Genomic DNA, 26281 nt, shown 5'->3' on the forward strand with positions numbered 1-26281 from the left:
CTCCCCGTGTGGAGAGCGAGCTGGACAACTTCATCGCGGCAGGCCGCCGGGCTCCGGAAGCCGAGGGCGGCGGCGTCCTCAGCTGGTGACGGAGTACGTCCGACGCCGTCGGCTCACCGTCGCGGGGGCCGAAGTCCTGGCCGGGCAGCCCACGTTGCTGGAGGTCGCGATCCGCTACGGCTACACCTCCGGGGAGGCCTTCGCCCGGGCGTTCCGCGCCGTGCACGGCATCGGCCCCGGCGAGGCCCGGCGCACCGGCGCGGCTCTGACCTCGCAACCCCGGTTGTCCTTCCGCCTCACCGTCGAAGGGACCAGCACCATGCGCTACCGCATCGTGGAGAAGGAAGCTTTCCGGGTCGTGGGCAAGAGGGCCCGCGTCCCACTGATCTACCAGGGCGTCAACCCGCACATCGCCGAGCACGTCCGGAGCATCCCGCCGGAGAAGACACGGGAGATCGCCGGCCTCTCGGACCAGGACCCGGGCGGCCTGGTGTCGGCGACCGTGCGCCTGTCGGACGGCTTCGAGGAAGGCAGCGAACTCGACTACTACCACGCCGTGGCGACCACCGCCCCCGAGTGGCCCGAGGACCTCGACGTCCTGGACTGCCCGGCGGGCACCTGGGCGGTCTTCGAGAACACCGGCCCGTTCCCGCAGGCCCTGCAGCAGATGTGGGGCGAGGTGGCCGCCCAGTGGATCCCGTCCAATCCGTACGAGTACCGTCCGGGCCCGGAGATCCTGCGGACCCGCCCGTCCCAGGACGACCCGACGCAGTCCCACGCCCAGCTGTGGATCCCGGTGACCCGGACCGGACCCTCTTGATGCGGACATCCGCCCAGGCGGCCGGCAGCCGCTGAGCAATGAGGAGCGCGCGGCGATCTGGGGCGAGACCAGCCCCGGACGGGTCGCAGTCGCCCTCGTGGAGGAGCGCGTAGCGATCTGACGCGCCCATCCCCCCCGCCGGGCTCTTGCGGCCGAGGTGGGGACAGGTCTCGGCCGCCTGCCCGGCCCGGAGGCCGGACGGGCGGTCCGAGGGGCGGCGCGCCCGGCCGCCACACCCCACCCGCATCCGAGGGGGCGGGTGGGCAGGCGCCGACCCCGGGGCGCGGCTCCAGGGGGGTGAAGTCCCGATCGGGCGTGAACCCGTACACCCCCTACGGCGCCTGCCCCGTAGAGCCCCGCACCACCAGCTCCGGCTGGAAGACGTACTCCGTGCGCTGTACCGGGGTGCCCGAGACCGCCTCCAGCAGGGCGCCCACCGCGGCCGTGGCCATCGCGCGGACCGGCTGGCGGACCGTGGTCAGCGGGGGGTCCGTGAAGGCGATCAGCGGGGAGTCGTCGAAGCCGACCACCGAGACGTCCTCCGGGACCCGCAGGCCGCGTTCGCGGGCCGCCCGGATGACGCCGAGGGCCATCGGGTCGCTGCCGCAGACGATGCCCGTGCAGCCCCGTTCCAGCAGGGCCATGCCCGCCGCGTGGCCGCCCTCGACCGTGAACAGGGTTCGCTGGACGAGGCCTTCGGCGGCGGCGCCGGGCAATGCCGACAGGAAGCCCTGTTCCTTGCGCGCCGACGGGACGTAGCGCGTCGGGCCTATCGCGAGGCCGATCCGCCGGTGGCCCAGGTCCTCCAGGTGCCGTACGGCCATCTCGGCCGCCGCCCGGTCGTCCGGGGAGATGAAGGGCGCGTTGACGGCTTCGTTGAAACCGTTGATCAGGACGAAGGGAACACCACGGGCCGCGAGCCGCTGGTAGCGCGCCGGATCCGCGGCCGAGTCCGCGTGGAGGCCCGACAGGAACACGATGCCCGTGACCCCGCGCTCCTCCAGCTGCTCGACCAGCTCGTCCTCCGTCGCCCCGCCCGGGGTCTGCGTGCACAGCACCGGCGTGTACCCGTGCCCGGCCAGCGCCTGCTCGATGACCTGGGCGAACGCCGGGAAGATCGGGTTGGTCAGCTCCGGGATCAGCAGCCCGACCAGGCCGTTGCTGCGCCGCTTGAGCCGTACGGGCCGCTCGTAGCCCAGCAGGTCGAGCGCGGCCAGCACCTTGTGACGGGTGCCGGCCGCGACGCCCGCCTTGCCGTTGAGCACGCGGCTGACGGTCGCCTCGCTGACCTGGGCCTGCGAGGCGATGTCCGTCAGCCGCAGTGGGGAGCCCGAAGGGGAGGTCACACCTCCCACCACACCGTGCTGTCGGCGGGGAGCACGTCGGTGTCGGCCACCTGGGTGCTGGCCAGCAGCACACGCCCACCACCCGGCGCCGGCACGCGGACGTCCGCGGCCGTCGTGTTGGCCGTGCAGACGAAGTCCCCCCGGCGGAAGGCCAGTACGCCCTCCGGGGCCTCCAGCCACTCCACGCCCTCGCCCGCGCCCAGCTCCGGGCGCTCGCGCCGCAGCCGCAGGGCCGCGCGGTAGAGCTCCAGGGTGGAGTCCGGGTCGCCGGTCTGGGCGGCCACGCTCAGGCCGGCCCACTCGGCCGGCTGGGGCAGCCAGCTGCCGCCGGTGCCGAAGCCGTACGGCGCCTGGTCGCCGGACCACGGGATCGGCACGCGGCAGCCGTCGCGCAGCCCGTCCTGGCCGTTGGCCTTGAAGAAGGAGGGGTCCTGGCGCACCTCGTCCGGGAGGTCGGTGACCTCCGGCAGGCCCAGCTCCTCGCCCTGGTAGACGTAGGCCGATCCCGGCAGGGCGAGCATCAGCAGGGCGGCGGCCCGGGCCCGGTCGAGGCTGCCGAAGCGGGTGCGGTGGCGTACGACGTCGTGGTTGGACAGCACCCAGGTGGTCGGGGCGCCGACGGGGCGCATCGCGTCGAGGGACTCGTCGATGGTGGCGCGCAGCGCCTCCGCGTCCCAGCCGGTGTTCAGGTAGTGGAAGTTGAAGGCCTGGTGCAGTTCGTCGGGGCGCAGGTACATGGCGGTGCGGTCGGCGCTGGGGGTCCAGGCCTCGGCGACGCCGATGCGGTCGCCGGCGTACTCGTCCAGGACCTTGCGCCACGACCGGTAGATCTCGTGGACGCCGTCCTGGTCGAAGAAGGGCAGCACCTGGTTGCCGAGGAGCTTGAGCTGCTCGCCGCGGCCGAGGTCGGGCAGGCCGGGCGCCTTGACGAGGCCGTGGGCGACGTCGATGCGGAAGCCGTCGGCGCCGAGGTCGAGCCAGAACCGCAGGATGGAGCGGAACTCGTCCTGGACGGCGGGGTGTTCCCAGTTGAAGTCGGGCTGTTCGGGGGCGAAGAGGTGCAGGTACCACTCCCCGTCGGCAACGCGCGTCCATGCCGGGCCGCCGAAGATGGATTCCCAGTCGTTCGGGGGTTCGCTGCCGTCGGCGCCCCGGCCCGGGCGGAAGTGGAAGCGCTCGCGCAGCGGCGTGCCGGGTCCTTCCCGCAGCGCCTGCTTGAACCATTCGTGCTGGTCGGAGCAGTGGTTGGGGACGAGGTCGACGATGATCCGCAGGCCCAGTGCGTGGGCTTCGCGGATCACGGCGTCGGCGTCGTGCAGGGTGCCGAACATGGGGTCGATGGCCCGGTAGTCGGCGACGTCGTAGCCGGCGTCGGCCTGCGGGGAGGCGTAGAAGGGGCTGAGCCAGACGGCGTCGACGCCCAGGTCCTTCAGGTAGGGCAGTCGGCTGCGAATGCCTTCGAGGTCCCCCATGCCGTCCCCGTTGGAGTCGGCGAAGCTGCGCGGATAGACCTGGTAGATCACCGCTTCTCTCCACCAGCCGGGCAGGGTGCCGGTGGAGGTGGGGAGCGCGTCGGCGAGGTGCTGGGTCATGGTGTCCTTGAAGAGATCGGGCCGGAACGACGGGCGGGCAGGGTGGTCAGCCCTTGGTGGCGCCCGCCGTCATCCCGGCGACGAGGTGACGCTGGGCGAAGACGAAGAAGATCGCTGCGGGGATGGCGATGAGCACGGAGGCCGCGCTCATGGCGCCCCAGTTGGAGGTGTACTGCGTGACGAAGGTCTGCAGTCCGCCGGCCAGGGTGAGGTTCTCGTCGCCGACCATGAAGGCGGAGGCGTACGCGACCTCGCCCCAGGCGGTGATGAAGGCGTAGAAGCCGGTGACGGCGAGGCCGGGCTTGGCGAGCGGCAGGATGAGGCGCCAGAAGGTGCCGAAGGGGTTGAGTCCGTCGACGCGGCCGGATTCGTCGATCTCGACCGGGATGGTGTCGAAGAACCCCTTCATCATCCAGGCGCAGAACGGCACGGCGATGGTGAGGTACGTGATGATCAGGCCGAGGGGCTGGTTGAGCAGCCCGAGGTCGCCCATCAGGTTGTAGAGCGGGACGATGAGGATCGCCATCGGGAACATCTGCGTGATGAGCAGGGTCCACATCAGGGGCTTCATGCCGGGGAACTTGAACCGGCTGACCGCGTACCCGGTGGTGGCGGCGATGAACACGCCGAGGACGGTGGTGACGCCGGCGACCAGGACGGAGTTCCCGAACCAGCTGAGGAAGTGGCTCGACTCCAGCAGGTAGCGGTAGTTGGCGAGCGTGGGTTCCTTGACGAAGTCGGTGGTGATCGCGTACTCGGCCGGCTTGAGCGAGGTCAGCAGGATCCAGAGCACGGGGAAGACGGCGATGACGGACGCGACGACGAGGGTCGCGTGCAGGCCGGCGGAGGCCAGCGGGGACCGGCGGCCCCGGCCCCGCGCGGTGCGGTCCTTCGCCACGGACTTCCCCGGTGCGCTCTTGGTCGCGTCGGACTTCGCCGCTGCTGCCGCGGCGGAGCCAGCGGTCCCGGCCGTGCCGGCCGCCCCGGCCTCGTGTCCGGCGGTGGGCTTCGTGGTCATGGTCACCACACCTCTCCCTGCTTGCGCAGCGAGCGCCGGTAGACCAGCGCGAAGATCATGAGCAGCAGGAGGATCAGCACGCCCCACGTCGCGGAGACGGCGAAGTCGCGCGGGCTTGTGATGAAGGCCTCGCGGAAGGCCTGGGTCACCAGGATCTCGGTGGAGTCGCCCGGCCCGCCGCGCGTGAGCAGGAAGATCACCGGGAACATGTTGAAGGTCCAGATGGTGGAGAGCAGGATCACCGTCATGCTCACGGCCCGCAGCCCGGGCAGGGTGATGTGGCGGAACCGCTGCCAGGCGGAGGCCCCGTCCATCTCGGCGGCCTCGTACAGCTCGCCGGGGATGGACTGCAGGCCGCCGAGGAGGGCGACCATCATGAAGGGGACGCCCAGCCAGACGTTGACGGCGATGACGGAGAACTTGGCCCAGGTCGGGTCGTCGAGCCACGGGATCGCGGCGATGCCGCCGCCGTCCAGGACCTTGTTGAGGATGCCGTTGTCGCGGTTGAAGAGGAACCGCCAGGCGAAGACGGAGACGAAGCCGGGGACGGCCCAGGGCAGGATCAGGGCCATCCGGTAGGCGGCGCGGCCGCGGAACTCCCGGTTGAGCATGTTGGCCAGCGCCAGGCCGAGCGTGAAGGTGACCGACACGCAGCCGACGGTCCACAGCACCGTCCACACCAGCCGCTGCAGGAACACCGGGTCGCTGAGAACGGCCGTGTAGTTGTCGAGGCCGACGAACTCGTACGTGGCCTCGATGTGGCGGACGCCGATCGTGCGGGAGACGTTGCGCTCGGTGGCGTTGGTCAGCGACAGGTAGATGCCCTTGACCAGCGGCCAGCCGATGATCACGCCGAGGACGAGCACCACCGGGGCGACCATGGCCCAGGCGTACCAGTGGGTGGCGAGGGCGCGCCTCAGCCCTCCCGTGTTCCTGCTGTCAGTCCTGCGGCTCCGGCCGCGGGCGACGTCGGTGTTCCCGATCTCGTCGCCCGCGGCCTTCGCCACCGACTGGCTGGTGTGAGCAGCCATCTGTATCTACTACTTCCAACCCTTGAGGATCTTGCGGAACTCGACGCCGGCCGCCTTGGCCGCGTCCTCCGGGCTGGACGCCCCGGTGATCGCCTTGGTGTATTCGACCTTCAGCGGCTCGAAGAGGGAGCCGTTCTCCGGGATCCAGGCGCGCTCGACGGCCTTGTCCACGGCCGGCTTGAAGAACGCGACCATCTCGCTGCTCTTCACGTCCGGCTGGTCGTAGGCGGCGGTGCGGGTGGGGAGCAGGCTGAGCTCCTTGGCGGACTGCACCTGCACGTCCTGCGAGGTCATGTACTCGACGAAGGCGTGCGCGGCCTCGCGGTTCTTGGAGCCGGCGTAGACGGCGAGGTCGTGGCCGCCCTGCGGGGCGCCGGCCTTGACGGAGCCGGCCGGGACGGCGGCGATGCCGAGGTTGGCCTTGTCCTTGAACTGGTCGCCCGCGTAGGTGTCGGCGACGGCCCACGGACCGTTGATCATCATCGCCACCTCCCCGGACTTGAAGGCGGTCTGCATGTTGGTCCAGCCGTCCGTGGCGTTGGTGAGCGCCGCGCCGGAGCTGACCAGGTCGCGGGCGGTCTTGAAGGCCTTGACGCCCGCCGCGTTGTCGACCGTGACGGTCTTGTTCTTGGCGTCGACGAGGTCGCCGCCCTCGCCGTAGATCAGCGGGAGGAACCAGTAGGAGTCGTCGCCGCGCAGGTAGAGGCCGGCCTTGCCGGTCTTGCCCTTGATCGCGGCGGCGGCGGTCTTCAGCTCCTCCAGGGTGGTGGGGGGCTGGACGCCGGCGTCGGCGAGCATCTTCTTGTTGTAGAAGAGGCCGAGGGTGTCGATGACCTGCGGCACGGCGTAGGTCTTGCCCTCGAACTTGCCGCTGGCCGCGGCCTGCTTCAGGAACTCGGCGTCGACCTTCTTCGCGGTGTCGGCCGGGACCTCGTCGAGGTAGCCGAGGGAGGCGAAGTCGGCGACCCAGCCGACGTCGGCGCGGATCACGTCAGGGGCGTCGGAACCGCTGCTGAAGGCGTTCTTGACCTTGTTCTGCGCGTCGCCGTAGGGAACGTTGACGTACTTGACGGTGACCTTCGGGTGCTTCGCGGTGAACGCCTCGGCGATCTTCTGGAAGCTGGCCTTCTCGGCGTCGTTCGACGTGTCCCACCACGTGACCGTGCCGGAGAGCTCGCCGCCGGCCTTCGTCTCGCCACCGTCGCCCTTGGTGTCACCGCCGCAAGCCGTCGCCGCGAGCGCCAGGGTCGCGACCAGCGCGGTGGCCGCTATGCCACGCCGCATATGAACTCCTTCGATGGATCCCGGCCGCGCCCGTGCGGTCCCGAGTTGCAGGGAACGTAACAAGCCTGAAAGCCGTCCGAAAGAGCTTGCGGCAATTTTCTGCAAGACGAGCTGATCGTTACATCCGTGTGTCCGTACGGTTGCCGCAGCTTGCTGTTAGTTCGAGTCACCTTCGAGCCTCCGGGGCCGCAACCATGGGGCGTGTACTCGCGTTGACCCCGATATGACCCATGAGCTGACCGCCTCCCGGCTTGCAAGCGCTTCCAGCAACGCGACCGCGAGTACGGCCGCGAGCGGCGGCTGGTGGCGCGATGCCGTCATCTACCAGGTCTACGTGCGCTCCTTCGCGGACAGCGACGGGGACGGCGTCGGGGACCTGCGCGGGGTGCGCGAGCGCCTCCCGCACCTGGCCCGCCTCGGCGTCGACGCGGTGTGGCTGACCCCCTTCTACGTCTCCCCGCAGGCGGACGGCGGCTACGACGTCGCCGACTACCGGGCCGTCGACCCGCTCTTCGGGGACCTCTCCGACGCCGACGACCTCATCGCGGCCGCGCACGCCCTCGGGCTGCGGGTGATCGTCGACGTGGTCCCGAACCACACCTCCGCCGAGCACCCCTGGTTCCGGGAGGCCCTGCGCGCCGGGCCGGGGGACGGCGCCCGCGCCCGCTACCACTTCCGCCCGGGCCGCGGCGACCGCGGCGAGCTCCCGCCCAACGACTGGGAGTCCGTCTTCGGCGGCCCCGCCTGGACCCGGCTGCCCGACGGCGACTGGTACCTGCACCTCTTCGCCCCCGAGCAGCCCGACCTGAACTGGGAGCACCCCGAGGTCGCGGAGGAGTTCGACTCGGTGCTGCGCTTCTGGCTCGACCTCGGCATCGACGGCTTCCGCATCGACGTCGCCCACGGCATGGTCAAGGCCCCGGGGATGCCCGACATCGGCCGGGGCGCCCAGGCCACCCTCATCGGCACCGAGCCGCTCCCCTTCTTCGACCAGGACGGGGTCCACGAGATCCACCGCTCCTGGCGTCGCCTGCTCGACTCCTACGAGGGCGGGCGCATCGGGGTCGCCGAGGCCTGGGCCCCCACCTCCGAGCGGCTCGCCCTCTACGTCCGCCCCGACGAGCTGCACCAGGCCTTCAACTTCCGCTTCCTCAAGTGCCCGTGGGACCCGGCCGAGCTGCGCACCGTCATCGACGAGTCACTGGCCGCCACCACCTCGGTCGGCGCCCCGACCACCTGGGTGCTGTCCAACCACGACGTCGTACGCCACCGCACCCGCTTCGGCAGCCTCGACCGGGCCCGGGCCGCCGCCCTGCTGATGCTGGCCCTGCCGGGATCGGCGTACGTCTACCAGGGCGAGGAGCTGGGCCTGCCGGAGGTCACCGACCTCCCGGACGGCGCCCGCCGTGACCCGGCCTTCCGCCGGTTCCCCTCCGGGGCGGGCGCGGGAGTTCCGGCCCCTCCGGCGTTTGAGGAGCGGGGTCCGGGGCGGAGCCCAGGGAAACCCGGCTCCGCCGGGCACCGGGCTCTGCCCGGACCCTCCTCCAGCTACCGCGGGGAGGTGCCCCCTTCTCAAACGCCGGAGGGGCTGGAATGTCCCGCGGACAACGCGGCCGGGCAGGACGGGCTGCGTGACGGCTGCCGGGTGCCGCTGCCGTGGGCCGGCTCGGAGCCCCCGTACGGCTTCGGGCCCGGCGGCACCTGGCTCCCGCAGCCCGACGGCTGGGGCGAGCTCGGCGTGGCCGCCCAGACCGGCGACCCGCACTCCACCCTGGAGCTCTACCGCGCCGCCCTCGAACTGCGCCGGGCCATGCCGGGGCTGGGCGCACCGGAGGCCGGCCCGCTGACCTGGCATCCCGCGCCGGAAGGCGTTCTCCTCTTCACCCGGCCCGGCTTCGCGTGCACCCTCAACACCCGCCCGGCGCCGGTGGAACTGCCGGCGCCCGGCCGCCCCGTACTGTCCAGCGCCCCGGTCGAGACGGACGGCCGTACCGTCCGTCTTCCCATGGATTCGTGCACGTGGTGGGCTTTGTGAGGTGGGAGCCGGTACAGTCCAATCCCGTGACCGCACGGCTAGCCGACATCGCAGCCCAGGCGGGGGTCAGCGAAGCCACAGTCAGCCGCGTGCTCAACGGCAAGCCCGGTGTGGCCGCGGGCACCCGTGAGTCCGTGCTGGCCGCGCTCGACGTGCTCGGCTACGAGCGGCCCGTGAAGCTGCGCCAGCGCAGCGCGGGGCTGGTCGGGCTGATAACCCCCGAGCTGGACAACCCCATCTTCCCGGCGCTCGCCCAGGTCATCGGGCAGGCCCTGACCCGGCAGGGATACACGCCCGTCCTCGCCACGCAGACGCCCGGAGGCTCCACCGAGGACGAACTGACCGAGATGCTCGTCGACCGGGGGGTCTCGGGGATCATCTTCGTCTCCGGTCTGCACGCCGACACCACCGCCGACATGGGTCGTTACGACCAACTGCGCGGGCAGGGCGTCCCGTACGTCCTCATCAACGGCTTCTCCGACAAGGTGCAGGCGCCCTTCGTCTCCCCCGACGACCGGGCCGCGATGCAGCTCGCCGTCACCCACCTCACCGCGCTCGGCCACACCCGGATCGGGCTGGCGGTGGGCCCGAAGCGGTTCGTGCCGGTGCTCCGCAAGATCGAGGGCTTCCGGACGGGGATGAAGGAGCGGCTCGGGCTCGACGAGGCCGAGGTGGAGGAGCTGATCCAGCACTCCCTCTACACCCTGGAGGGCGGCCAGGCCGCCGCCTCCGCGCTGATCTCGCGGGGCTGCACGGCGGTGGTGTGCGCGAGCGACATGATGGCGCTCGGCGCGATCCGGGCCGCGCGGCAACAGGGCCTGCGGGTCCCGCAGGACGTTTCGGTGGTCGGCTTCGACGACTCCCCGCTCATAGCGTTCACGGATCCGCCGCTGACCACCATCCGGCAGCCCGTGCAGGCCATGGGACAGGCCGCCGTCCGGACGCTGCTGGAGGAGATCGGCGGGACACCGGCCCCGCACAGCGAATTCGTCTTCCTCCCGGAGCTGGTCGTACGCGGCTCCACCGCCTCCGGTCCCGGGCAGGCGCGGGGGCGGAGCCGCCCCTAGGGATCCCGGGTGGCGGGGTCGTCCCCAGGGCGGAGAGGCTGCGGCCAAGACCGTCCCGAGGGATGATCGGAGGCGAGAACGCATCTGGCAGACTCTTTTCCCATGGGTGAAGCGAGCGTGAAGACACTGGAAACCCGGACGGATGTCTCGTCACCCACCGTGACCGAGAGCGAGACCCGCCCGGGGTCCGATCGCGCTCTGATCTCCCGGCTGCGTTCGCCCCGCCGGCCGCGGATCTGGTTCGAGGTCCTGCTCATCGCGGTCAGCTACTGGACGTACTCGCTGATCCGCAACGCGGTGCCCGAACAGAAGGCGGCCGCCCTCACGAACGCCGACTGGATCTGGCGCGTCGAGCACGATCTCGGCATCGCCGTGGAGAGGTCCGTCAACCACGCCGTCGATTCGGTGACGTGGCTGATCGTGGGCATGAACTACTACTACGCCACGCTCCACTTCATCGTGACCATCGGCGTACTGGTGTGGATCTACCGCTTCCATCCGGGGCGCTACGCGGCCACGCGCCTGGTCCTCTTCGCCACCACGGGCGTGGCCCTGCTCGGCTACTACTTCTTCCCGCTCGCGCCGCCCCGGCTGATGAACGGACAGGACTTCGTCGACACCGTGCTGGTGCACCACACCTGGGGCTCCATGGCCTCCGGCAACCTCAAGCAGATGTCGAACCAGTACGCGGCCATGCCCTCGATGCACATAGGGTGGTCGCTCTGGTGCGGCCTGACGATCTTCGCCGTCGCCTCGGCCCCCTGGGCCCGGATCCTGGGCCTGCTCTACCCGGCGGCGACGCTCGTCGTCATCGTGGCCACCGCCAACCACTTCTGGCTCGACGCGGCGGGCGGCATGCTCTGCCTCGCCTTCGGCTACGCGGTCTCGCGGACGTGGTACGGCTCGATGCCCCACCGCCTCCCCCGCCACCCGGAGCACGCGGGCCCGCACCCGGCCTCGGAACTCCTGAACCGCTTCCGCACCCGCGCCTGAGCATCCAGGGCGGGACGGGGCCGGGCCGGGTCAGGAGGCCGCGGCAACCGGATTCGAACCGTGCGACCGCGTGCGACCGCGTGCGGCCGCGCTTCGAGCCCGGTCAGGATCGGCCCGACCGAGTCAGCGGGAATCCGTCGCGTCGTCCTCGTCCGGGCCGGGAGCTGCCGTGCCGCCGGCGGCCTGGCGGGCGGCTCGTTCCGCGCGGAGTTCCTCGGCGACCTCGTGGGCACGGCCCGGGTCGTAGACGGTGACCGAAGTGCCGGGGCTGTACATCGCGGATGCCCGGGGCGTGTACGCGTAGCTCTCGACGCGGCGCCGGGCGGCGATGCGGTCGACCTCGCCGATGGGCACCCGCCACAGCTCGGCGGTGCGGGACGGGGTCCACCACTCGTCCGGACGCACGAAGTCTCGCTTGACGTCCGTCCGACGCTCCACCGCCACCTGGGCCGGGACGAGTTGCTCGGTCAACCAGCTGGTCAGCGCCTGTGCATCGACCCGAGAGAGCGGTGCGAAGGTCTCGGGTTCGCACTCCACCGTCTCGTCGCGGGTATGCAGCATCACTTTGATCGACTGTCGCTGCCCGAGACTGAGTCGCTCGATGACGACGACTCGCTGCAGATCAGCCAACGCCATGGTCGACGAACGCAGAAAGCGGGCGATGACGACCTGGGCCGGAGTTTCCCGGGGGCGGAACTCGACCCACCGCACCGTGGTGGACACCGTGACGCACACCGTGGCCACGATGAGCAGGATCATTCCGACGACCGTGAGCGCCACGAAGAGCCACAGAAGGCCCCAGGCGACGGAACTCCCCGAGATCACGGCGGCCACAAGACCACCCAGCAGCAGGGGGGCGGCGACCACCGCCGGGACCATGATGCTCGCGCCGAACTCGAACGCCAGCCGGCGGACCCGGCTGGGGACGAACAGCAGCCGCCATCCGTCCGTCACGGGTAACACGACTTTCGCCAGCGGGCCCGAACGCTGAGATCTCATGGCTCAAAGGTAGGACCGTGCAAAGGAGTTGGTAAGGCCACTGCGAGCCGCACCTTCTCGGGGGCCGGGAACCTCAGGCGGCAGCACGTCAGCCGGTCAGGAGGGGTGCAGAGGCCGGTCACGGCTGGGGGTCCGGGTGGGCCGCGAGCCGTTCCAGGGGCAGCGGCCGGCCGGCGGGGTCCGGCCGAGTCGCCGAGGGCGGCGACGGCCGAGAAGCGGCCACCGGGAGGGTGGCGGCGCGAACCGCCGGACGGGCCTCAATCCGGGTGCACTGGTCCGCACGGACCGGTCCGGCTGCACCGTCATGTGGAGGCGCTGGTCCTGGATCCCTGCTACCGGGGCACGGCCGTCGAGTCCGCTGCCCTGCGTCTCGGCTGCCCGGTGGAGTGGCACGGCGGTTTCCGGCTCGCAGTCGAGGAACTCCGCCGTCACCCGGACTACCGCGGCCGGGAATACGCCGACTTGGGCACCGGCATCGCCGTCGACGGGGTGCTCGATCCCCGCATCAAATCGGGGATGCCGCACGGGGCGGTCTCCATGACCCGCAGGCGGTCAAGAAGGTGTGGCACCACCTCGCGCGCTTCGGGGCGCCCGGGAAGGCCGCAGACCGGCCGGCCGCTCCGGCACCGGTGCAGGGAGCCGTGTTCGACGGCCTTCGCCCGCGGGCCGGTTCCAGCCCGCCACGTGACATGCGTCACGGCGTGCATCTCGACCCGGCGCGGTCAGGGGGGATTTCAGGCCGCCGACATTTCGCCGTTTGTCCCGTTTGAGATCGACTTTCCCCTCTCCTGCGGGAACGGAATCCGCGATACCGGTGGGCCGGCCCCGACCTGCCTGGTCACGGGCATTTCTGAGAACGCATCAGGCAGTCGCGGCAGTGATCAGATCGTGACCATGCACGATCACCGGCCCGTTTCAAGCCGGGATTCGCATGCCCCGGGGGACGGGGGAACGGAAACTTGCCAGGCCGTTGGAGGCCTTTTAAGAATGGCGGCTCCTCCGGCACCCCGAGTGAGGTCACGGCATGCAGAAGCATCGGAAGAAGAAGCCCTACAGGAAAATAGTCATCGGCGTCGGTGTTCTGGGAATCGTGGGTGTTCCCACTGTCGCCTTCGCCTGCTGGGACGCGCAGGACTCCGGCCGGACGCGGGCCGAGAGCCGCCACGACCAGCGCCCGGGGCAGTACGCGACGCCCTCGGCCACCCCCGGCTCCGCCGCACCTGTGGACCTTCCGATCCCGAGCAGCCCCCCGCCCGCGACCGCCTCCCCCAGCGCCACGGCGTCCGCGCAACCCGTCGTACGGACGACCCCGCCCGCGGCCCCGAAGCCGCAGCCGCAGCCGACGAAGCCGCCCACCGTGACCCGGCAGCCGGCGCCCGCGCCTGCGAAGACCTCCGCCCCGGCTCCTTCCGGCGCCACCGCGCAGGTCCTCGCGCTCGTCAACCAGGAGCGCGCCGCCGCCGGGTGTCCGGCCCTCACCCTCAACGCGAAGCTCACGCGGGCCGCGCAGGACCACAGCGCGGACATGGCCGCCCACAGCACCATGTCCCACACCGGCTCGGACGGTTCGGATCCGGGCCAGCGCATCACCCGCGCCGGATACGCGTGGAGTTCGTACGGCGAGAACGTCGCCTACGGCTACAGCACCCCCGAGAAGGTCATGGAGGGCTGGATGAACAGCCCCGGCCACCGGGCGAACATCCTGAACTGTTCCTTCAAGGAGATAGGCATCGGCCTGTCCCAGCCGAACTCCTACTGGACCCAGGACTTCGGAACGGCCCGCTGACCCTCAGCGGTGGGTGACGCGCCCGCCGGACATCGTGAGCCGGATCGGCGTCTCCGCCAGCTCCTGCGGGGTCGCGGTGACCGGGTCCAGCCAGAACGCCGTCAGGTCGGCCCGGAAGCCGGGGGCGATCCGGCCCGCCACCTCCTCCTCCCCCGCCGCGAGCGCCGCGTGCGAGGTCATGCCCTCCAGGGCCATGAGGCCGGTCAGGGCCCGGCCCGTCGAGGCCGCGCCGCGCGGGCTGCGGGCGGCGGCCAGCACCTGTCGGGCGTCGTAGTCGGCGATGGGCCAGTCGGAGCCCAGCGCGAGGACGGCCCCCGCGTCGCGCAGGTCGCGGCAGCGCCAGGCCCGGGCGGCCCGCTCCTCCCCCAACCGCCTGGACCACTCGTCGGTGTGGTCGGCGCGGGTGTAGGCGGCGTGCGGCGGCTGCATCGAGGCGATGACCCCCAACTCCGCGAACCGCCCCAGCTGGTCGTCGGGGACGGTCTCGATGTGCTCGATCCGGTGCCGCATCCGGGCCCGGGCCCCGATGCCCGCCACGGTGTCCAGGACGTGGCGGACCGCCGCGTCGCCGATGGCGTGGGTGGCCGTGCGCACCCCGGCCGCGTCCAGCACCCGTACCGCGCGGGCGTAGGCCTCGGGGTCGGGCCAGAAGGCCTCGGTGCCCTGGCCGTGGCAGTCGGCGTGCTCCAGCCAGGCGGTGCCTCCCTCGACGGTGCCGTCCATGAAGAACTTCACCCCGTCGACCTGCCAGTTGCGGCCGCCCAGGCGCTGGAGGCCGACCAGCTCGGCGAGTTCGTCGTCGTCGGCGCCCGGCATGCACCAGGGGGCCAGCTTCAGGCGCAGCGGCAGGTGGCCCTCGTACTCGACGGTCGACAGGAGGGCGGGGACGTCCCCGTCGCCCAGGTCCATGACGTGGGTGCCGGTGAGACCGGTGGCGGCCATGTCGCGCAGCAGCCCGACCAGGCCGGCCCGGCGCCGGGCGGCGGAGGGCTTGGGCACCAGCGGGCCGACCAGGCCCATCGCGGCGTGCTCGACCAGGTGGCCGGTGGGGCGGCCCGCGCCGTCGCAGACGATCTCGGAGCGCTGGTTGAAGGTGCGGGGCCCGGTGATGCCGGCGGCGGCGAGTGCCGCGCCGGATACGAGGGCGGAATGGCCGTCGTACAGGCGCAGGAAGGCGGGGGCACCGTCCAGGGCGTCCTCGATCAGGGTCCGGTCGACGGGGCGGCCGCCGAAGGCGTTGTGGTCGAGGCCGTGGCCGACGACCCAGCCCTTGGTGCGTTCGGCGCCGCGCAGGGCGGCGCGGAGCTGGTCGAGGTCCCGTACGGAGGACAGGTCGGTGCCGGTCGCCATCTCGATGCCCCACACGGGGTGGCTGTGGGCGTCGGTGAGACCGGGGGTGAGGGTGGCGCCGCCGAGGTCGATCACCTCGGTGCCGGGGCCGCGCCAGTCCCGTACGTCGGACTCCTCGCCGACGGCGACGATCTCGCCGCCGAGGACGGCTACCGCACCGGCTTCGGGGTGGGCGGGGTCGAGGGTGCGGACGCGGGCTCCGGTGAGGACGGTGTCGGCAGCGGGCACTGCTCTGCTCCTTGGGTGGTGGGGGGTTCTTCGGCGAAGCGGGCGTAGACCTCGGGGCGGCGGGTCTTCAGCCGCTGGGCGAGGGCCAGTCCGAGGAGGAAGACGGCGGGGACGAGGGCGACGAGGACGGTGTTGACGGTGGTGGAGGCCGTGGTGAAGAGCCCCACGTGGGAGACGACCAGGAAGATCGCCACGGCGAGGAGTACGGCTGCTGCGAGGGGCGCGACCACCGTCCGCCAGGGCCCTTCGGTGTGCGCGGTGCGGCGGAACCAGACCGGTACGGCGAGGGCCGCGAGCAGCATCAGCGCCATGAGGGCGATCATGCCGGGGGTGTTCACCCAGAGCAGGAGCTGCTGGTACGGGTCGGCTCCGGCGAGCGCGAACCCGAGGACGACCGCCGCCCCGAGGGCGGTCTGCGCGATGCCCGCCCGGTACGGGGAGCGGTGGCGGGGGTGGACGCGGCCGAGTGCGGCGGGCAGGACGCCCTCTTCGGCGAGGGCGAGGGCGTAGCGGTTGATGGCGTTGTGGAAGGCGAGGAGGGAGGCGATGACGCTGGTGACGATGAAGACGTGCATCAGGTCCGCCGCCCAGGGGCCGACGTAGGTGGTGATCGCGGCGAAGAACAGCCCGCCGGGGTCGGCGGTGGCGGCGGCGACGACCTCGGCGTCGCCGAAGGCCTGGATGACCGTCCAGACGACGAAGGCGTAGAAGAGCCCGAGGAAGGCGACGGCGAGGTAGGTGGCGCGCGGGACGGTCCGGTCGGGGTCGCGGGCCTCGCGGCGGTAGATGACGGTGGACTCGAAGCCGGTGAAGGCGGCGAAGGCGAAGGCCAGCACGGCGGGGGTGCCGGGCACGAGGACGGCGCCGGGGGTGAAGCCGGCCAGGGACAGGCCGTGGGCCCCGCCCCCGAGGAGCACGCCGGCGGCCAGCAGGACGAGTATCCCGGTCTCGGCGACGAGCAGGATCCCGAGCAGCTTCGCGCCGAAGTCGATGGAGCGGAAGCCGCCGTACCAGATGAGCGCGAGCCCGGCGAGGGACACGGGCAGCCACGGGACGTCGAGGCCGAACAGGGCGCGGCCGGTGTCGGCGGTGGTCGTGCCGAGGAGGCCGTAGACGCCGATCTCCATGCCGTTGTAGCCGATGAGAGCGAGCAGGGCGGCGCCGATGCCGACGCGCTTGCCGAGGCCGCGGGTGATGTACGCGTAGAAGGCGCCGCCGCTGCGGACGTGGCGGCTCATGGTGGTGAAGCCCACGGCGAAGACGGCGAGGGTGATCCCGGCGAGGAGGTATCCGGCGGGGGCGCCGATGCCGCCGAGGAGGATCGCGACGGGCGCCACGCCGGCCATGACGGTGAGCGGGGCGGCGGCGGAGACGACGAAGAAGGAGATGTCGGCGGTACCGAGCGCGGCGCGGCGGAGCTCGGGTGGGGAGGTGCTTTCGGGCAAGGCGGGGGCCCTTCTGCTGGGGAGGCAGAAACCTAAAGGCTTTCGGTTTGCGGCAATGTAGCCTCCGTTTCCTGAGTACGGGAAGACCTGACGACCTCACGGCGGGAGAAAACCGATGGCACGGCCGCGCACCCCCCTCCTCGACCGGCAGCGGATCGCCTCGACGGCTCTGCAACTGGTCGCGGAGCAGGGCGAGTTCAGCGTTCCGCAGATCGCGCGGGCGCTCGGCGTGCAGACGGGCTCGGTGTACCACCACGTGGACGGCCGGGCGGGGGTGATCGAGCTGATACGGGAGCTGGTCTGCGAGCGGATCGCCGGCGAGGCGCTCACCCGGGACCCGGCCGCCTGGGACCGCGCCCTGGAGGAGTGGGCCCGCTCCTACCGGGCCGCCTTCGCCGCCTGCCCGCGGGCCATCCCGCTGCTGATGACCAACCCGGTGCGCGCCCCGAGGGTGCTGGCCCAGTACGAGCACGCGGTGGGCCTGCTGCGGCAGGCGGGATTCGCCGAGCCGGACGTGATGCCGCTCCTCACCGCGCTGGAGAACCTGATCCTGGGCTCGGCGCTGGACCTCGCGGCCCCCGAGACCATGTGGGAGCCGAACCCGCAGACCCCGCTGCTGGCCGGGGCGCTGGCGGCGGTGGGCCCGGGGCGTCGGGCGGACGCGGCCTTCGAACTCGGCCTGGCGGCGTTCCTCTCGTACGCGCGGACCCTGCGCGGCGGGGGCCCGGAGTCGTAGGCTGCGGGAAACGATCTTTCCGGTACCCCTGGAGGCCCGTCCGCATGGCTGTCGTCCACCGCACCACCATGACCCCCGGCAAGCTGGAGCTCGTGGCCTCCTGGCTCCCGTCGCAGCCCTGGTACGAGGGGCCCTCGGGCCGTGCGCCGGAGCTGGCGAAGGCGGGCGGGTTCCGGCTGGACGACCCCGAGGGCGAGGTGGGCATCGAGTTCATGGTGCTCACCGACACCACGGACGGCGTGACCTACCACGTCCCCCTGACCTACCGCGGCGCCCCGCTGCCCGGCGGCGAAGCGGCCCTCGTGGGCACCTCGGAGCACGGCGTACTGGGCACCCGGTGGGTCTACGACGGCACCCTGGACCCGGTTCTGCGGGCCCAGCTCCGCGCGCTGCTACGGGGCGAAGCGGTCGCCCAGGACCAGAACGCGAGCGACGCACCGGACCCCACCGTCCTGGTGGTCCCGGGCGAGGACGGCCCGGAGCTCGCCGTCACCCGCGTCCTGCACCCACACGCCCAGGCGGTCCCGGCCACCACCCACGTCACGGCCCCGTGGCGGGATCCGGCCGGCAACCCGGTCCGGGCGGTCTTCGCGGCGCTGCGTACCGAGTAGGACGTGTCGGGATCTCCGGGGCGGGGCAGGGTGCTGGGAACTCCCGAACCCGCCCTGGAGGCCGGCATGACCCTGCGGACGAAGAAGACCGTCACGTTGACCGTCGTCGGGGTGGCCGCGGGCGTCGCCGCCTTCGTCGCGGCGTCCGGCAGGGACCGCGCCGCCGCCGACCGGCGGCTCGGCTGGGGCAGCTCCGACAGCAACGCCTGTGACAGCAGCGGAGGTTGCGGCACCGGGAGCGGCTGCGGCAACGCCGGCTGCGGCAACGGCCTCTGAGGCAAAGGCCTCGGATGCCGGCCTCCCGCACAGCGCCACCGACCGCCGGGCCGGGATGTCGTTAACCCCTGCCTTAACCGGCGTTGCGCGATCGGTCGTTGATCAGGCACTCGTCCACAGCGGATGCTCGGTAGATGAACGCCTGGGCCAGCAGGGCTTCGGCGCTCCCCAGTACGTCCCGTGCAACGCTGCAACTACGCGAAGGGTGTGCGTCTTCCGTGGACGAGACAGTCGAGTCCCGGCGCGACGACGATCCGAACCGCCCGATCGTCCTGGCCGTCGAGAACACCACCCTCGCGGAGGCGGCCGCGCAGGGGACCACCGCGGTGCAGGACCTGTTCGCCCTGACCAACGGAGCCTGACGTGACCCGCGTCACTTCCTCGGGCGGACCGGGCTGGATCCAGGTCGCCGACTTCGTCGTCACGGGCGCCCTGCTGATCGCCGGCGCGGTCGGGATGCGGCGCGCGCCGGCGATGGGTCCCGGCCGTCGCGCGGCGCCCTGGCCGGTCGGGGTGTTCGGCGCGCCGTTCCTGGTCAGCGCGGTGTTCCCGGCCGACCCCGGGGCCGGCTTCCCGGCCAGGACGCCCGACTCCGCGACGGCCGAGCCAGCAAGTGGGCGCGCCGGTCAGCGGGCGTACGAGCCGATCCCGACGAGGCAGTAGACGTACTGGTTGATGACGCTGCCGTTGAGGGTGTAGCGGTACGAGAACGCGTACTCCGTCTTCGGGTTGTCGTTGCAGCGGTTCAGGTCCGAGGTCATCGGAATGCTCTCGATGACCCGGTAGTGGGCGTCGGACGCCGAGCAGGACACCTCGTCGACGCCGGTGACCCGCTGGGCCGTCGTCGAGTCCGGCAGCTCCCCGTTGAGGCAGGTGCCCCGGTCGAAGGGGCTGGGGGCGGCCTCGGTCGGGGAGGCGGGGACGGCGGGCACGGTCGCCTGGTAGGTGGGGGTCTCGGAGTAGCTGGGGTAGGGGCTCGCCGAATAGGAGGAGGAGGGCGAGTACGAAGGTGAATACGAGGACGAGGACGAGGAGGAAGGCGTCCCGGTACCGGAGGCCGTTTTGCTGTCGTCCCCGTCCCCGCTGCTGAGCAGGGCGAAGCCGACGAGCAGCGCGGCCGCGACTCCCAACGCCACCAGACACCCCCGCGCCCCGGATCCGGTGCTCTGCCCGGGCGGTGCGGCGGGCGGCCCGACGACCGTCGCCGCCCCGCCGGTCCCGGCCGCCGCCCCCGCCGCCCCCGCCACCCGGATCCGCAGCAGCACCTCCTCGGTCCCGACCCGGGCCCGGACGAGGTCGCCGTCCCGGCAGGGCGGGATACGGAGGCGCGCCGGGCCGCTCGCCAGGTCGTGCTTGAGGATCACGCCGAAGGCGGCCTGCTGCGCGGTGATCGTTATCTCGATTTCCTGCGACGACACCAACTGCTCCATGGGGTGAGGGTGGTGCGGAGGCTGTCCAGCGGTCAGCAGGAATTGTGCCCGGGACACCCAGGCTGACGCAGACGTTCCGCCAGAGCCGTCACGGTCCCCTCCCCCGGGCAACCGAATCCGAGCAGGAGGTGGTCAAGAGGGCGAAGGGGGTGGCGATGCACGCCGAGCAAGAAGCTCATTTCCAGTCATTCGTGGCCGCGCGCTGGACTCACCTGGTACGCACCGCGTACCTGCTGACCGGCGATCCGCACGACGCGGAGGACGTGACCCAGACCGCGCTCGCGAAGGCGTACCGATCGTGGCGGCGGGTGTCGCGCATGGACAGTCCGGAGGCGTACGTGCGCCGGATGCTGGTGAGCTGCAACAGCGACCGGTTCCGCAAGCGCCGGGTGAAGGAGCGGCTGACGGACGCCGTTCCGGACACCTCCGTACGCGACAACGCCGTGGCCTGGGCCGACGAACGCAGCGTACTGATGGACGCACTGGCGGGGCTGCCCGCCCGGCAGCGGGCGGTGGTGGTGATGCGGTACTGGGAGGACCTCTCCGAGGCCGAGACCGCGGACGTCCTGGGGTGCTCCCCCGGCACCGTGAAGAGCCAGGCCTCCAAGGCGCTGGCCAAACTGCGCGCCTGTCCCGGCCTGGACCAGTTCGCGAGGACCACGACGCGCACCACCACGACGACAGAGAGAGCGGTCCTGTGAACAGGCGCCGAGACGACTTCGAACTGAACCTGCGCGACCTGCTCACCCAGGACGCGCACACCGTGCGACCCGCCCCCCTGCCCTATCCGGAGATCGTCCGGCAGGGCCGCGCGGAGCAGCGGCGGCGCAGGCTGACGGTGGCCGGGGCGGCACTGGTCGTCCTGGCCCTCGTACCGGCGACGGCCATCGCCCTCTCCGGCGGCGAACCGTCGAGCCGCGTATCGGCGGCGGACTCCGGCCCGGCCCCGGTCACTGCGCCCGCAGCCCCTGCCCGGCCCACCGGGCCGGCCGCTCCCGCGACCCCGGGCCAGCTCGCCGACGGCATCACCCTCCAGGCGGCGGCCACGGGGCTGGAGCAGTGCCTCGCCATGGACGCGGAACAGCGCAGCGCGGAGGGGACCCCGCCGCGGCAGGACCTGGGCAAGGCCTCCGACTACCGGATCCTGCTCGCGCAGCGCAGCACCGGCAACGACAACAGCCCCGGCGACGGCCGCTTCGTCGTCGCCGTCAAGGACACCCCGGTGCCGATCCGCCTGATCTGCACCGTCAAGAACGACAGGGCGAGCGGCCTGAACACCTCCGTCGGCAAGGACGACGTCCCCGGCGACCGTCCCGTCGCCCCCGACATCAACGGCGGCAAGCTCTACCTCCAGCGCCTGACCACGGAGGGCCCCTGGAAGCTCCCCTACCGCTGGGGCAGCATCGGCACGGTGGACCCCCGCGTCGCCCGCGTCACGGTGACGTACGGCGAGGCCACGGCGGAAGCCGCCCTGGACCACGGCTGGTTCGCCGCCACGGGCATCCTGGAACAACGCGTCACACAGGCCCCCCGCATCAAGGGCTACGACGGCCAGGGCAAGCAGATCTACGACTCCGACACCGACAAGTACTACGACAAGCCCATCCCGTAGCCGGACCCACAGCCATGACTCGGGCCCCCGCCGCCGCACAGGGGTCGGCGGCGGGGGTCCGTCCCGGCCCGCCCCGCGCCCGCGTCCCGGTCAGTCCCGTCCGGAGAGGACCGGCTCGTTCTCGCTCACCCGTGGGTTCTGGGCGGGCACACCGGCCAGTGCGGTGCTGGACCGTTCCGGGGAGGGCGCGGGTTCAGGTGACTCCAGCGGGAGCCGGCGCGCCACGGCCTTCAGTGCGCGGCGGCCGAGGTTCTGGAAGGGCAGCTCCACCAGGCGGTAGGTGAGCCAGCTCGCCCCCGTCAGTACGGCCATGAACGCGGCGAACAGCAGGGCGCGTCCGGTCCAGCTCTCGATCTCGAGGGGGTCGCGTCCGTCCAGCGCCCAGAAGATGCCGAAGATCACCACGTTGTGCAGGAGGTAGAGGGAGAAGCTGATCGCGCCGAACCAGCTGAGCCAGCGCGGGAACCGGCGCCTGCGCAGCAGCATGCCCGCGGCGAAGACCGCCCACGCGGCGAGGTAGGCGAACGACCACGCCATCCAGGAGCCGGTCCAGGTGTGCCAGAGCGTGGTGCCGTGGTTGTACATGTAGCCGGTGAGGAAGCCGCAGACGACGACGAAGCCGCAGGAAAGGAAGGCCTGGGCCCGTCCGATCTGGCCGTGCTCCAGCCGGTACAGGACGGTGCCGGAGAACATCGTCGCGAAGATCATCATGGTCTCGAACGCCGCGGACCGGCTGTTGAGGGTGATCAGTACCAGCCCCAGGCCGCCCAGCAGCAGCCCGCCGCCCTTGATCAGGGCCTGCTTGCCGGTCAGGATGCACGCCATCGCCATCACGACGACGACGCCGCAGGCGAGGACCAGGTTCCGGGTGGCCGGCAGGTCGACGGAGAGCGTGCCGAGGGTGATCCACCCGCCGAGCACCAGCGCCACGGCGGCGAAACCGACGGCGATCGGCGCACTCTTGCGGTGCCAGCCGCAGACGAACAACGCCGTGACGAAGTAGTAGAAGACCATCTCGTAGGCGAGGGTCCACAGCACGCCGAGGGCGTTGGGGACGCCCATCAGGTCCTGCAGCATGAGCCCGTTGCCCGCGAGCGAGAGCAGCGGATGCTCGAAGGCCCAGGCCGCCACCACCCCTCTGCCGGGCAGGATCAGCAGCGAGGCGGCGAAGGTGACGATGACGGCCGGGTAGATCCGGAAGGCCCGGCCCACCCAGAAGGCCCGCACGTCACCGCGCCGCTCCAGCGAGGCGGGGATGATGTAGCCGCTGACCAGGAAGAAGAGCAGGACGCCGAAGACGCCGGGGTCCAGGTAGTACGGCACCTGGGTGCCGTGGGGCACCCAGTGGAACGGCAGCCGGAGGTGGTGCATCGCGACGGACAGCGCCGCGAAGCCCCGCAGGGCGTCCAGCCAGCCGAGCCGCGACGCGGCGGCGGCGGCCTTCGCGGTGGCGGCGCCGCCCTTCGCGGCGGTCGACGCCCGACGCCTGTCGGCTGCGCGTTCGATCAATTTCATCCGTGGAGGTTACACGGGGTGGCGCACCCCGGAACGCCCCCGGGCACGTGACCTCGGCTACGCCCCGTAGAAGAGTTCGTCGACCACCGCGCGGGCCCGGCGGGTGATGCGGCGGTAGTCGTCCAGCATCTCGCCCACCGTGCCCTCCGCGTAGCCGAGGTAGCGGCCGACCGCCGAGAGTTCGCGGGCCTCCGAGGGGAAGGTGTCCCCCGCGCGGCCGCGGACCAGCATGACGGCGTTGCGGACGCGGGTGGCCAGGACCCAGGCCTCGTCGAGGATCTGGGCCTCCTCGGCCGGGATCAGGCCGGCCGCGTGGGCCGCGGCCAGGGCCTGGCGGGTGCGGGTGGTGCGCAGGCCCGGTTCGGACCAGGCGTGCCGCATCTGGATGAGCTGCACGGTCCACTCGACGTCGCTGAGGCCGCCGCGGCCGAGTTTGGTGTGGAGGGTGGGGTCGGCGCCGCGCGGCAGCCGTTCCGATTCCATGCGGGCCTTGAGGCGGCGGATCTCGCGGACGGCGTCCTCGCCGAGGCCCTCCATCGGGTAGCGCAGCGGGTCGATGAGCTCGATGAAGCGGTTGCCGAGGTCGGCGTCACCGGCGACCGGCTCGGCCCGGAGGAGGGCCTGGCTCTCCCAGGTCAGGGACCAGCGGCGGTAGTAGGCGGCGTACGAGGCCAGGGCGCGGACCAGCGGGCCCGAGCGGCCCTCGGGGCGCAGGTCCGCGTCGATGAGGAGGGGTGGGTCGGCGGTGGGCAGCTGGAGGAGCCTGCGCATTTCGGCGATGACGCTCTGGGCGGCCTTCGCCGCTTCCTGCTCGTCGACGCCGTCGCGCGGTTCGTGGACGAAGAGGACGTCGGCGTCGGAGCCGTAGCCCAGTTCGTGCCCGCCGAAGCGGCCGACGCCGATGACGGCGAAGCGGGTGGGCAGGGTGTCCCCCCACTGGTCCTGGACGGCGGCGCGCAGGGCGCCGGCGATGGTGGCCGCGGTGAGGTCGGAGACGGCTCCGCCGACCCGGTCGACGAGGGCACCGTGGTCCTCCTCGGCCGGGCTGTCCTCCGTACCGTACGAGCCGATGATGTCGGCGGCGGCGGTACGGAACAGCTCGCGGCGGCGGACCCCGCGCACGGCGGTGACGGCGGCCTCGGCGCTGTCGGCGCGGCCCACGGCGGCCATGACCTCCTGCTCCAGGGCCTCGCGGGTACGGGGTTGCAGTCCTTCGGGGTCGCCGAGCAGGGCGACGGCCTCGGGGGCGCGCATGAGCAGGTCGGGGGCGAGGCGTCCGGCGGACAGGACGCGGGCGAGGTTCTCGGCGGCGGCTCCCTCGTCGCGCAGGAGGCGCAGGTACCAGGGGGTCTTGCCGAGGGCGTCGGAGACCTTGCGGAAGCCGAGGAGGCCGGCGTCCGGGTCGGCGGAGTCGGCGAACCAGCCGAGCAGCACCGGCAGGAGGGTGCGCTGGATGGCGGCCTTGCGGGTGACGCCGGAGGCGAGGGCCTCCAGGTGGCGCAGGGCGGCGGCCGGATCCGCGTACCCGAGGGCTTCGAGGCGCTGGCCGGCGGCGAGCGGGGAGAGCCTGGCCTCGCCGGGGGCGAGCTGGGCGACGGCGTCGAGCAGCGGCCGGTAGAAGAGCTTCTCGTGCAGGCGGCGGACCACGGAGGCGTGCCGGCGCCAGGCCTTGTTGAGCTCGGCGACGGGTTCGGTGCGCAGGCCGAGCGAGCGGCCGAGGCGGCGCAGGTCGGCCTCGTCCTCGGGGACGAGGTGGGTGCGGCGCAGCCGGTAGAGCTGGATGCGGTGCTCCATGGCGCGCAGGAAGCGGTAGGCGTCGTGCAGTTGGGCGGCGTCGGCGCGGCCGACGTAGCCGCCGGCGGCGAGGGCGTGGAGCGCGTCGAGGGTGGTGCCGGAGTGGAGGCTGGCGTCGTGGCGGCCGTGCACGAGCTGGAGCAGCTGGACGGCGAACTCGACGTCGCGCAGGCCGCCGGGGCCGAGTTTGAGCTCGCGGTCGACCTGGGCGGCGGGGATGTTGTCGACGACGCGGCGGCGCATCTTCTGGACGTCGGCGACGAAGTTCTCGCGTTCGGCGGCCTGCCAGACCAGGGGGCTTATGGCGTCGACGTACTCGGCGCCGAGGTCGGGGTCGCCGGCGACGGCGCGGGCCTTGAGGAGGGCCTGGAACTCCCAGGTCTTGGCCCAGCGCTGGTAGTAGGCCAGGTGGGAGGAGAGGGTGCGGACGAGGGGGCCGTTGCGGCCCTCGGGGCGGAGGTTGGCGTCGACGGGCCAGATGGTGCCCTCGACGGTGGTCTCGGAGCAGATCCGCATGAGGTGGGAGGCGAGGCGGGTGGCGGCCTGGAGGGCCTTGTGCTCATCGGTGCCGTTGACGGCCTCGCCGACGAAGATCACGTCGACGTCGGAGACGTAGTTGAGCTCGTTGCCGCCGCACTTGCCCATCGCGATGACGGCCAGGCGGCACTGGGCGGCGTCCTCGGGGGCGGCGGCGCTCGCGATGCGCAGGGCCGCGCGGAGGGTGGCGGTGGCGAGGTCGGCGAGTTCGGCGGCGGTCTCGGCGACGTCGATGGTGCCGCATACGTCGCGGGCGGCGATGGAGAGCAGGCACCGGCGGTAGGCCACGCGCAGGCCCACGGGGTCGTGGGCCTCGGCCAGTCCGCGCTCGAAGTCGGCGAGCCCGGGGTGCAGGTCGGCGGCCTCGTACGTGACCAGGGCCTGCCAGTCCCGGGGGTGGCGGGCGAGGTGGTCGCCGAGTGCCTCGGAGGCGCCGAGTACGCCGAGGAGCCGGTCGCGCAGGGGTTTCGCGGCGACGAGGGTGTCGAGGAGGAGGGGCCGCTCCTGCGGGGTCTGCGCCTCGGCGAGCCGTACGAGCCCGAGGAGCGCGAGGTCGGGGTCGGCGGTCGCTCCCAGGGCGTCGAGGAGCACCGGATCGGTGCGTACGGACGACAGCGCGTCGTTCTCCAGCAGCCGGGCGGCGCTCTGGGGGTCGGTGAAACCGCTGCGGAGCAGCTGGATGAAGGTGCTGCTCCTGCGTCCCGGGACCGTCATCCCGTCGCCTCCTGGGTGTCGCTGCCGCTGCCGCTTGCCGCCGTCTGCCTGGGGCGAGCCTA

The 26281-nt window shown here is 72.2% G+C and carries 23 protein-coding genes and 1 pseudogene; 13 read left to right on the forward strand and 11 right to left on the reverse strand.

Going from position 1 to position 26281, the window contains the following annotated elements:
• Positions 1–85: 85 nt before the first annotated feature.
• On the forward strand, positions 86–820 hold the full coding sequence (locus ACZ6Y1_RS16235; protein WP_469628825.1) for a GyrI-like domain-containing protein: 735 nt from the start codon (positions 86–88) through the stop codon (positions 818–820).
• Between the two features lie 332 nt (positions 821–1152).
• Here ACZ6Y1_RS16235 and ACZ6Y1_RS16240 read toward each other — a convergent pair whose 3' ends face one another.
• The 5 genes from ACZ6Y1_RS16240 to ACZ6Y1_RS16260 are packed head-to-tail and all read right to left on the reverse strand — an operon-like array spanning position 1153 to position 7091.
• The gene (locus ACZ6Y1_RS16240; protein WP_469628828.1) at positions 1153–2175 is read right to left on the reverse strand and encodes a LacI family DNA-binding transcriptional regulator; all 1023 of its coding nucleotides are present in this window, start codon (positions 2173–2175) and stop codon (positions 1153–1155) included.
• A complete protein-coding gene (locus tag ACZ6Y1_RS16245) occupies positions 2163–3758 on the reverse strand; it encodes a glycoside hydrolase family 13 protein (protein WP_469628833.1) in 1596 nt (531 codons plus the stop codon). Before ACZ6Y1_RS16245 ends, ACZ6Y1_RS16240 begins: the two co-directional genes overlap by 13 nt.
• Before the next feature lie 46 nt (positions 3759–3804).
• Positions 3805–4776, reverse strand: coding sequence for a sugar ABC transporter permease (locus ACZ6Y1_RS16250; RefSeq protein WP_469628836.1), 972 nt, complete (start codon positions 4774–4776; stop codon positions 3805–3807).
• Between the two features lie 2 nt (positions 4777–4778).
• Entirely contained in the window at positions 4779–5807 is a 1029-nt protein-coding gene (locus tag ACZ6Y1_RS16255; protein ID WP_469628838.1) for a carbohydrate ABC transporter permease, read from the reverse strand.
• Positions 5808–5816: 9 nt separating this feature from the next.
• The gene (locus tag ACZ6Y1_RS16260) at positions 5817–7091 is read right to left on the reverse strand and encodes an extracellular solute-binding protein (protein WP_469628841.1); all 1275 of its coding nucleotides are present in this window, start codon (positions 7089–7091) and stop codon (positions 5817–5819) included.
• 223 nt (positions 7092–7314) lie between these two features.
• Between ACZ6Y1_RS16260 and ACZ6Y1_RS16265 the strand changes: the two genes are divergently transcribed.
• The 3 genes from ACZ6Y1_RS16265 to ACZ6Y1_RS16275 all read left to right on the forward strand — a co-directional run bounded on the left by ACZ6Y1_RS16265 (position 7315) and on the right by ACZ6Y1_RS16275 (position 11186).
• A complete protein-coding gene (locus ACZ6Y1_RS16265) occupies positions 7315–9126 on the forward strand; it encodes a glycoside hydrolase family 13 protein (RefSeq protein ID WP_469628844.1) in 1812 nt (603 codons plus the stop codon).
• 26 nt (positions 9127–9152) lie between these two features.
• Entirely contained in the window at positions 9153–10193 is a 1041-nt protein-coding gene (locus ACZ6Y1_RS16270; RefSeq protein WP_469628847.1) for a LacI family DNA-binding transcriptional regulator, read from the forward strand.
• Positions 10194–10295: 102 nt separating this feature from the next.
• Positions 10296–11186 (forward strand): phosphatase PAP2 family protein, encoded by an 891-nt coding sequence (locus tag ACZ6Y1_RS16275; RefSeq protein WP_469628851.1) that lies wholly within the window; start codon positions 10296–10298, stop codon positions 11184–11186.
• A 123-nt stretch (positions 11187–11309) separates the two neighbouring features.
• Here the strand turns inward: ACZ6Y1_RS16275 and ACZ6Y1_RS16280 are convergent, their stop codons facing one another.
• Positions 11310–12185 carry a hypothetical protein gene (locus ACZ6Y1_RS16280; protein WP_469628854.1) on the reverse strand — a complete coding sequence of 292 codons (876 nt, stop codon included), beginning with the start codon at positions 12183–12185 and terminating at the stop codon, positions 11310–11312.
• 279 nt (positions 12186–12464) lie between these two features.
• On the opposite strand from ACZ6Y1_RS16280, the pseudogene ACZ6Y1_RS16285 reads away from it, so the two are divergent.
• Both ACZ6Y1_RS16285 and ACZ6Y1_RS16290 read left to right on the forward strand, forming a co-directional pair.
• A pseudogene (locus tag ACZ6Y1_RS16285) lies at positions 12465–12799 on the forward strand (DUF3626 domain-containing protein); the annotation flags it as partial.
• Positions 12800–13209: 410 nt separating this feature from the next.
• Positions 13210–13971: a CAP domain-containing protein gene (locus ACZ6Y1_RS16290; protein ID WP_469628857.1), complete on the forward strand. Its 762-nt coding sequence runs from the start codon at positions 13210–13212 to the stop codon at positions 13969–13971.
• 3 nt (positions 13972–13974) lie between these two features.
• Here the strand turns inward: ACZ6Y1_RS16290 and ACZ6Y1_RS16295 are convergent, their stop codons facing one another.
• Both ACZ6Y1_RS16295 and ACZ6Y1_RS16300 read right to left on the reverse strand, forming a co-directional pair.
• Entirely contained in the window at positions 13975–15549 is a 1575-nt protein-coding gene (locus ACZ6Y1_RS16295) for an amidohydrolase (RefSeq protein ID WP_469628860.1), read from the reverse strand.
• Positions 15471–16994 (reverse strand): APC family permease, encoded by a 1524-nt coding sequence (locus ACZ6Y1_RS16300; RefSeq protein WP_469628863.1) that lies wholly within the window; start codon positions 16992–16994, stop codon positions 15471–15473. The genes ACZ6Y1_RS16295 and ACZ6Y1_RS16300 overlap by 79 nt, the downstream gene beginning before the upstream one ends.
• Before the next feature lie 115 nt (positions 16995–17109).
• Here ACZ6Y1_RS16300 and ACZ6Y1_RS16305 point away from each other — a divergent pair, with 115 nt between their 5' ends.
• The 5 genes from ACZ6Y1_RS16305 (at position 17110) to ACZ6Y1_RS16325 (ending at position 19280) form a co-directional block, all read left to right on the forward strand.
• Positions 17110–17730, forward strand: a complete 621-nt coding sequence (locus tag ACZ6Y1_RS16305) for a TetR/AcrR family transcriptional regulator (protein ID WP_469628866.1) — start codon at positions 17110–17112, stop codon at positions 17728–17730.
• Positions 17731–17774: 44 nt separating this feature from the next.
• Positions 17775–18341, forward strand: a complete 567-nt coding sequence (locus ACZ6Y1_RS16310; RefSeq protein WP_469628868.1) for a maltokinase N-terminal cap-like domain-containing protein — start codon at positions 17775–17777, stop codon at positions 18339–18341.
• 66 nt (positions 18342–18407) lie between these two features.
• Positions 18408–18617, forward strand: a complete 210-nt coding sequence (locus tag ACZ6Y1_RS16315) for a hypothetical protein (protein ID WP_469628871.1) — start codon at positions 18408–18410, stop codon at positions 18615–18617.
• Positions 18618–18835: 218 nt separating this feature from the next.
• A complete protein-coding gene (locus ACZ6Y1_RS16320) occupies positions 18836–18979 on the forward strand; it encodes a hypothetical protein (protein ID WP_469628874.1) in 144 nt (47 codons plus the stop codon).
• 1 nt (position 18980) lies between these two features.
• Positions 18981–19280 carry a DUF998 domain-containing protein gene (locus ACZ6Y1_RS16325; RefSeq protein WP_469628877.1) on the forward strand — a complete coding sequence of 100 codons (300 nt, stop codon included), beginning with the start codon at positions 18981–18983 and terminating at the stop codon, positions 19278–19280.
• On the opposite strand, the gene ACZ6Y1_RS16330 is transcribed toward ACZ6Y1_RS16325, so the two are convergent.
• Positions 19244–20047: an LppU/SCO3897 family protein gene (locus tag ACZ6Y1_RS16330; protein ID WP_469628880.1), complete on the reverse strand. Its 804-nt coding sequence runs from the start codon at positions 20045–20047 to the stop codon at positions 19244–19246. The genes ACZ6Y1_RS16325 and ACZ6Y1_RS16330 overlap by 37 nt on opposite strands.
• A gap of 155 nt (positions 20048–20202) precedes the next feature.
• Between ACZ6Y1_RS16330 and ACZ6Y1_RS16335 the strand changes: the two genes are divergently transcribed.
• Together ACZ6Y1_RS16335 and ACZ6Y1_RS16340 are read left to right on the forward strand one after the other, a co-directional pair.
• Positions 20203–20748, forward strand: coding sequence for a SigE family RNA polymerase sigma factor (locus ACZ6Y1_RS16335; RefSeq protein WP_469628883.1), 546 nt, complete (start codon positions 20203–20205; stop codon positions 20746–20748).
• Positions 20745–21659 carry a hypothetical protein gene (locus ACZ6Y1_RS16340; protein WP_469628886.1) on the forward strand — a complete coding sequence of 305 codons (915 nt, stop codon included), beginning with the start codon at positions 20745–20747 and terminating at the stop codon, positions 21657–21659. Before ACZ6Y1_RS16335 ends, ACZ6Y1_RS16340 begins: the two co-directional genes overlap by 4 nt.
• A gap of 90 nt (positions 21660–21749) precedes the next feature.
• Here ACZ6Y1_RS16340 and ACZ6Y1_RS16345 read toward each other — a convergent pair whose 3' ends face one another.
• The gene (locus ACZ6Y1_RS16345; RefSeq protein ID WP_469628889.1) at positions 21750–23174 is read right to left on the reverse strand and encodes an acyltransferase family protein; all 1425 of its coding nucleotides are present in this window, start codon (positions 23172–23174) and stop codon (positions 21750–21752) included.
• Between the two features lie 57 nt (positions 23175–23231).
• Complete coding sequence (locus ACZ6Y1_RS16350; RefSeq protein ID WP_469628892.1) at positions 23232–26219, reverse strand: bifunctional [glutamine synthetase] adenylyltransferase/[glutamine synthetase]-adenylyl-L-tyrosine phosphorylase; 2988 nt, start codon at positions 26217–26219, stop codon at positions 23232–23234.
• Positions 26220–26281: the final 62 nt, after the last annotated feature.

This window comes from Streptomyces sp. NPDC053432 (assembly GCF_055585365.1).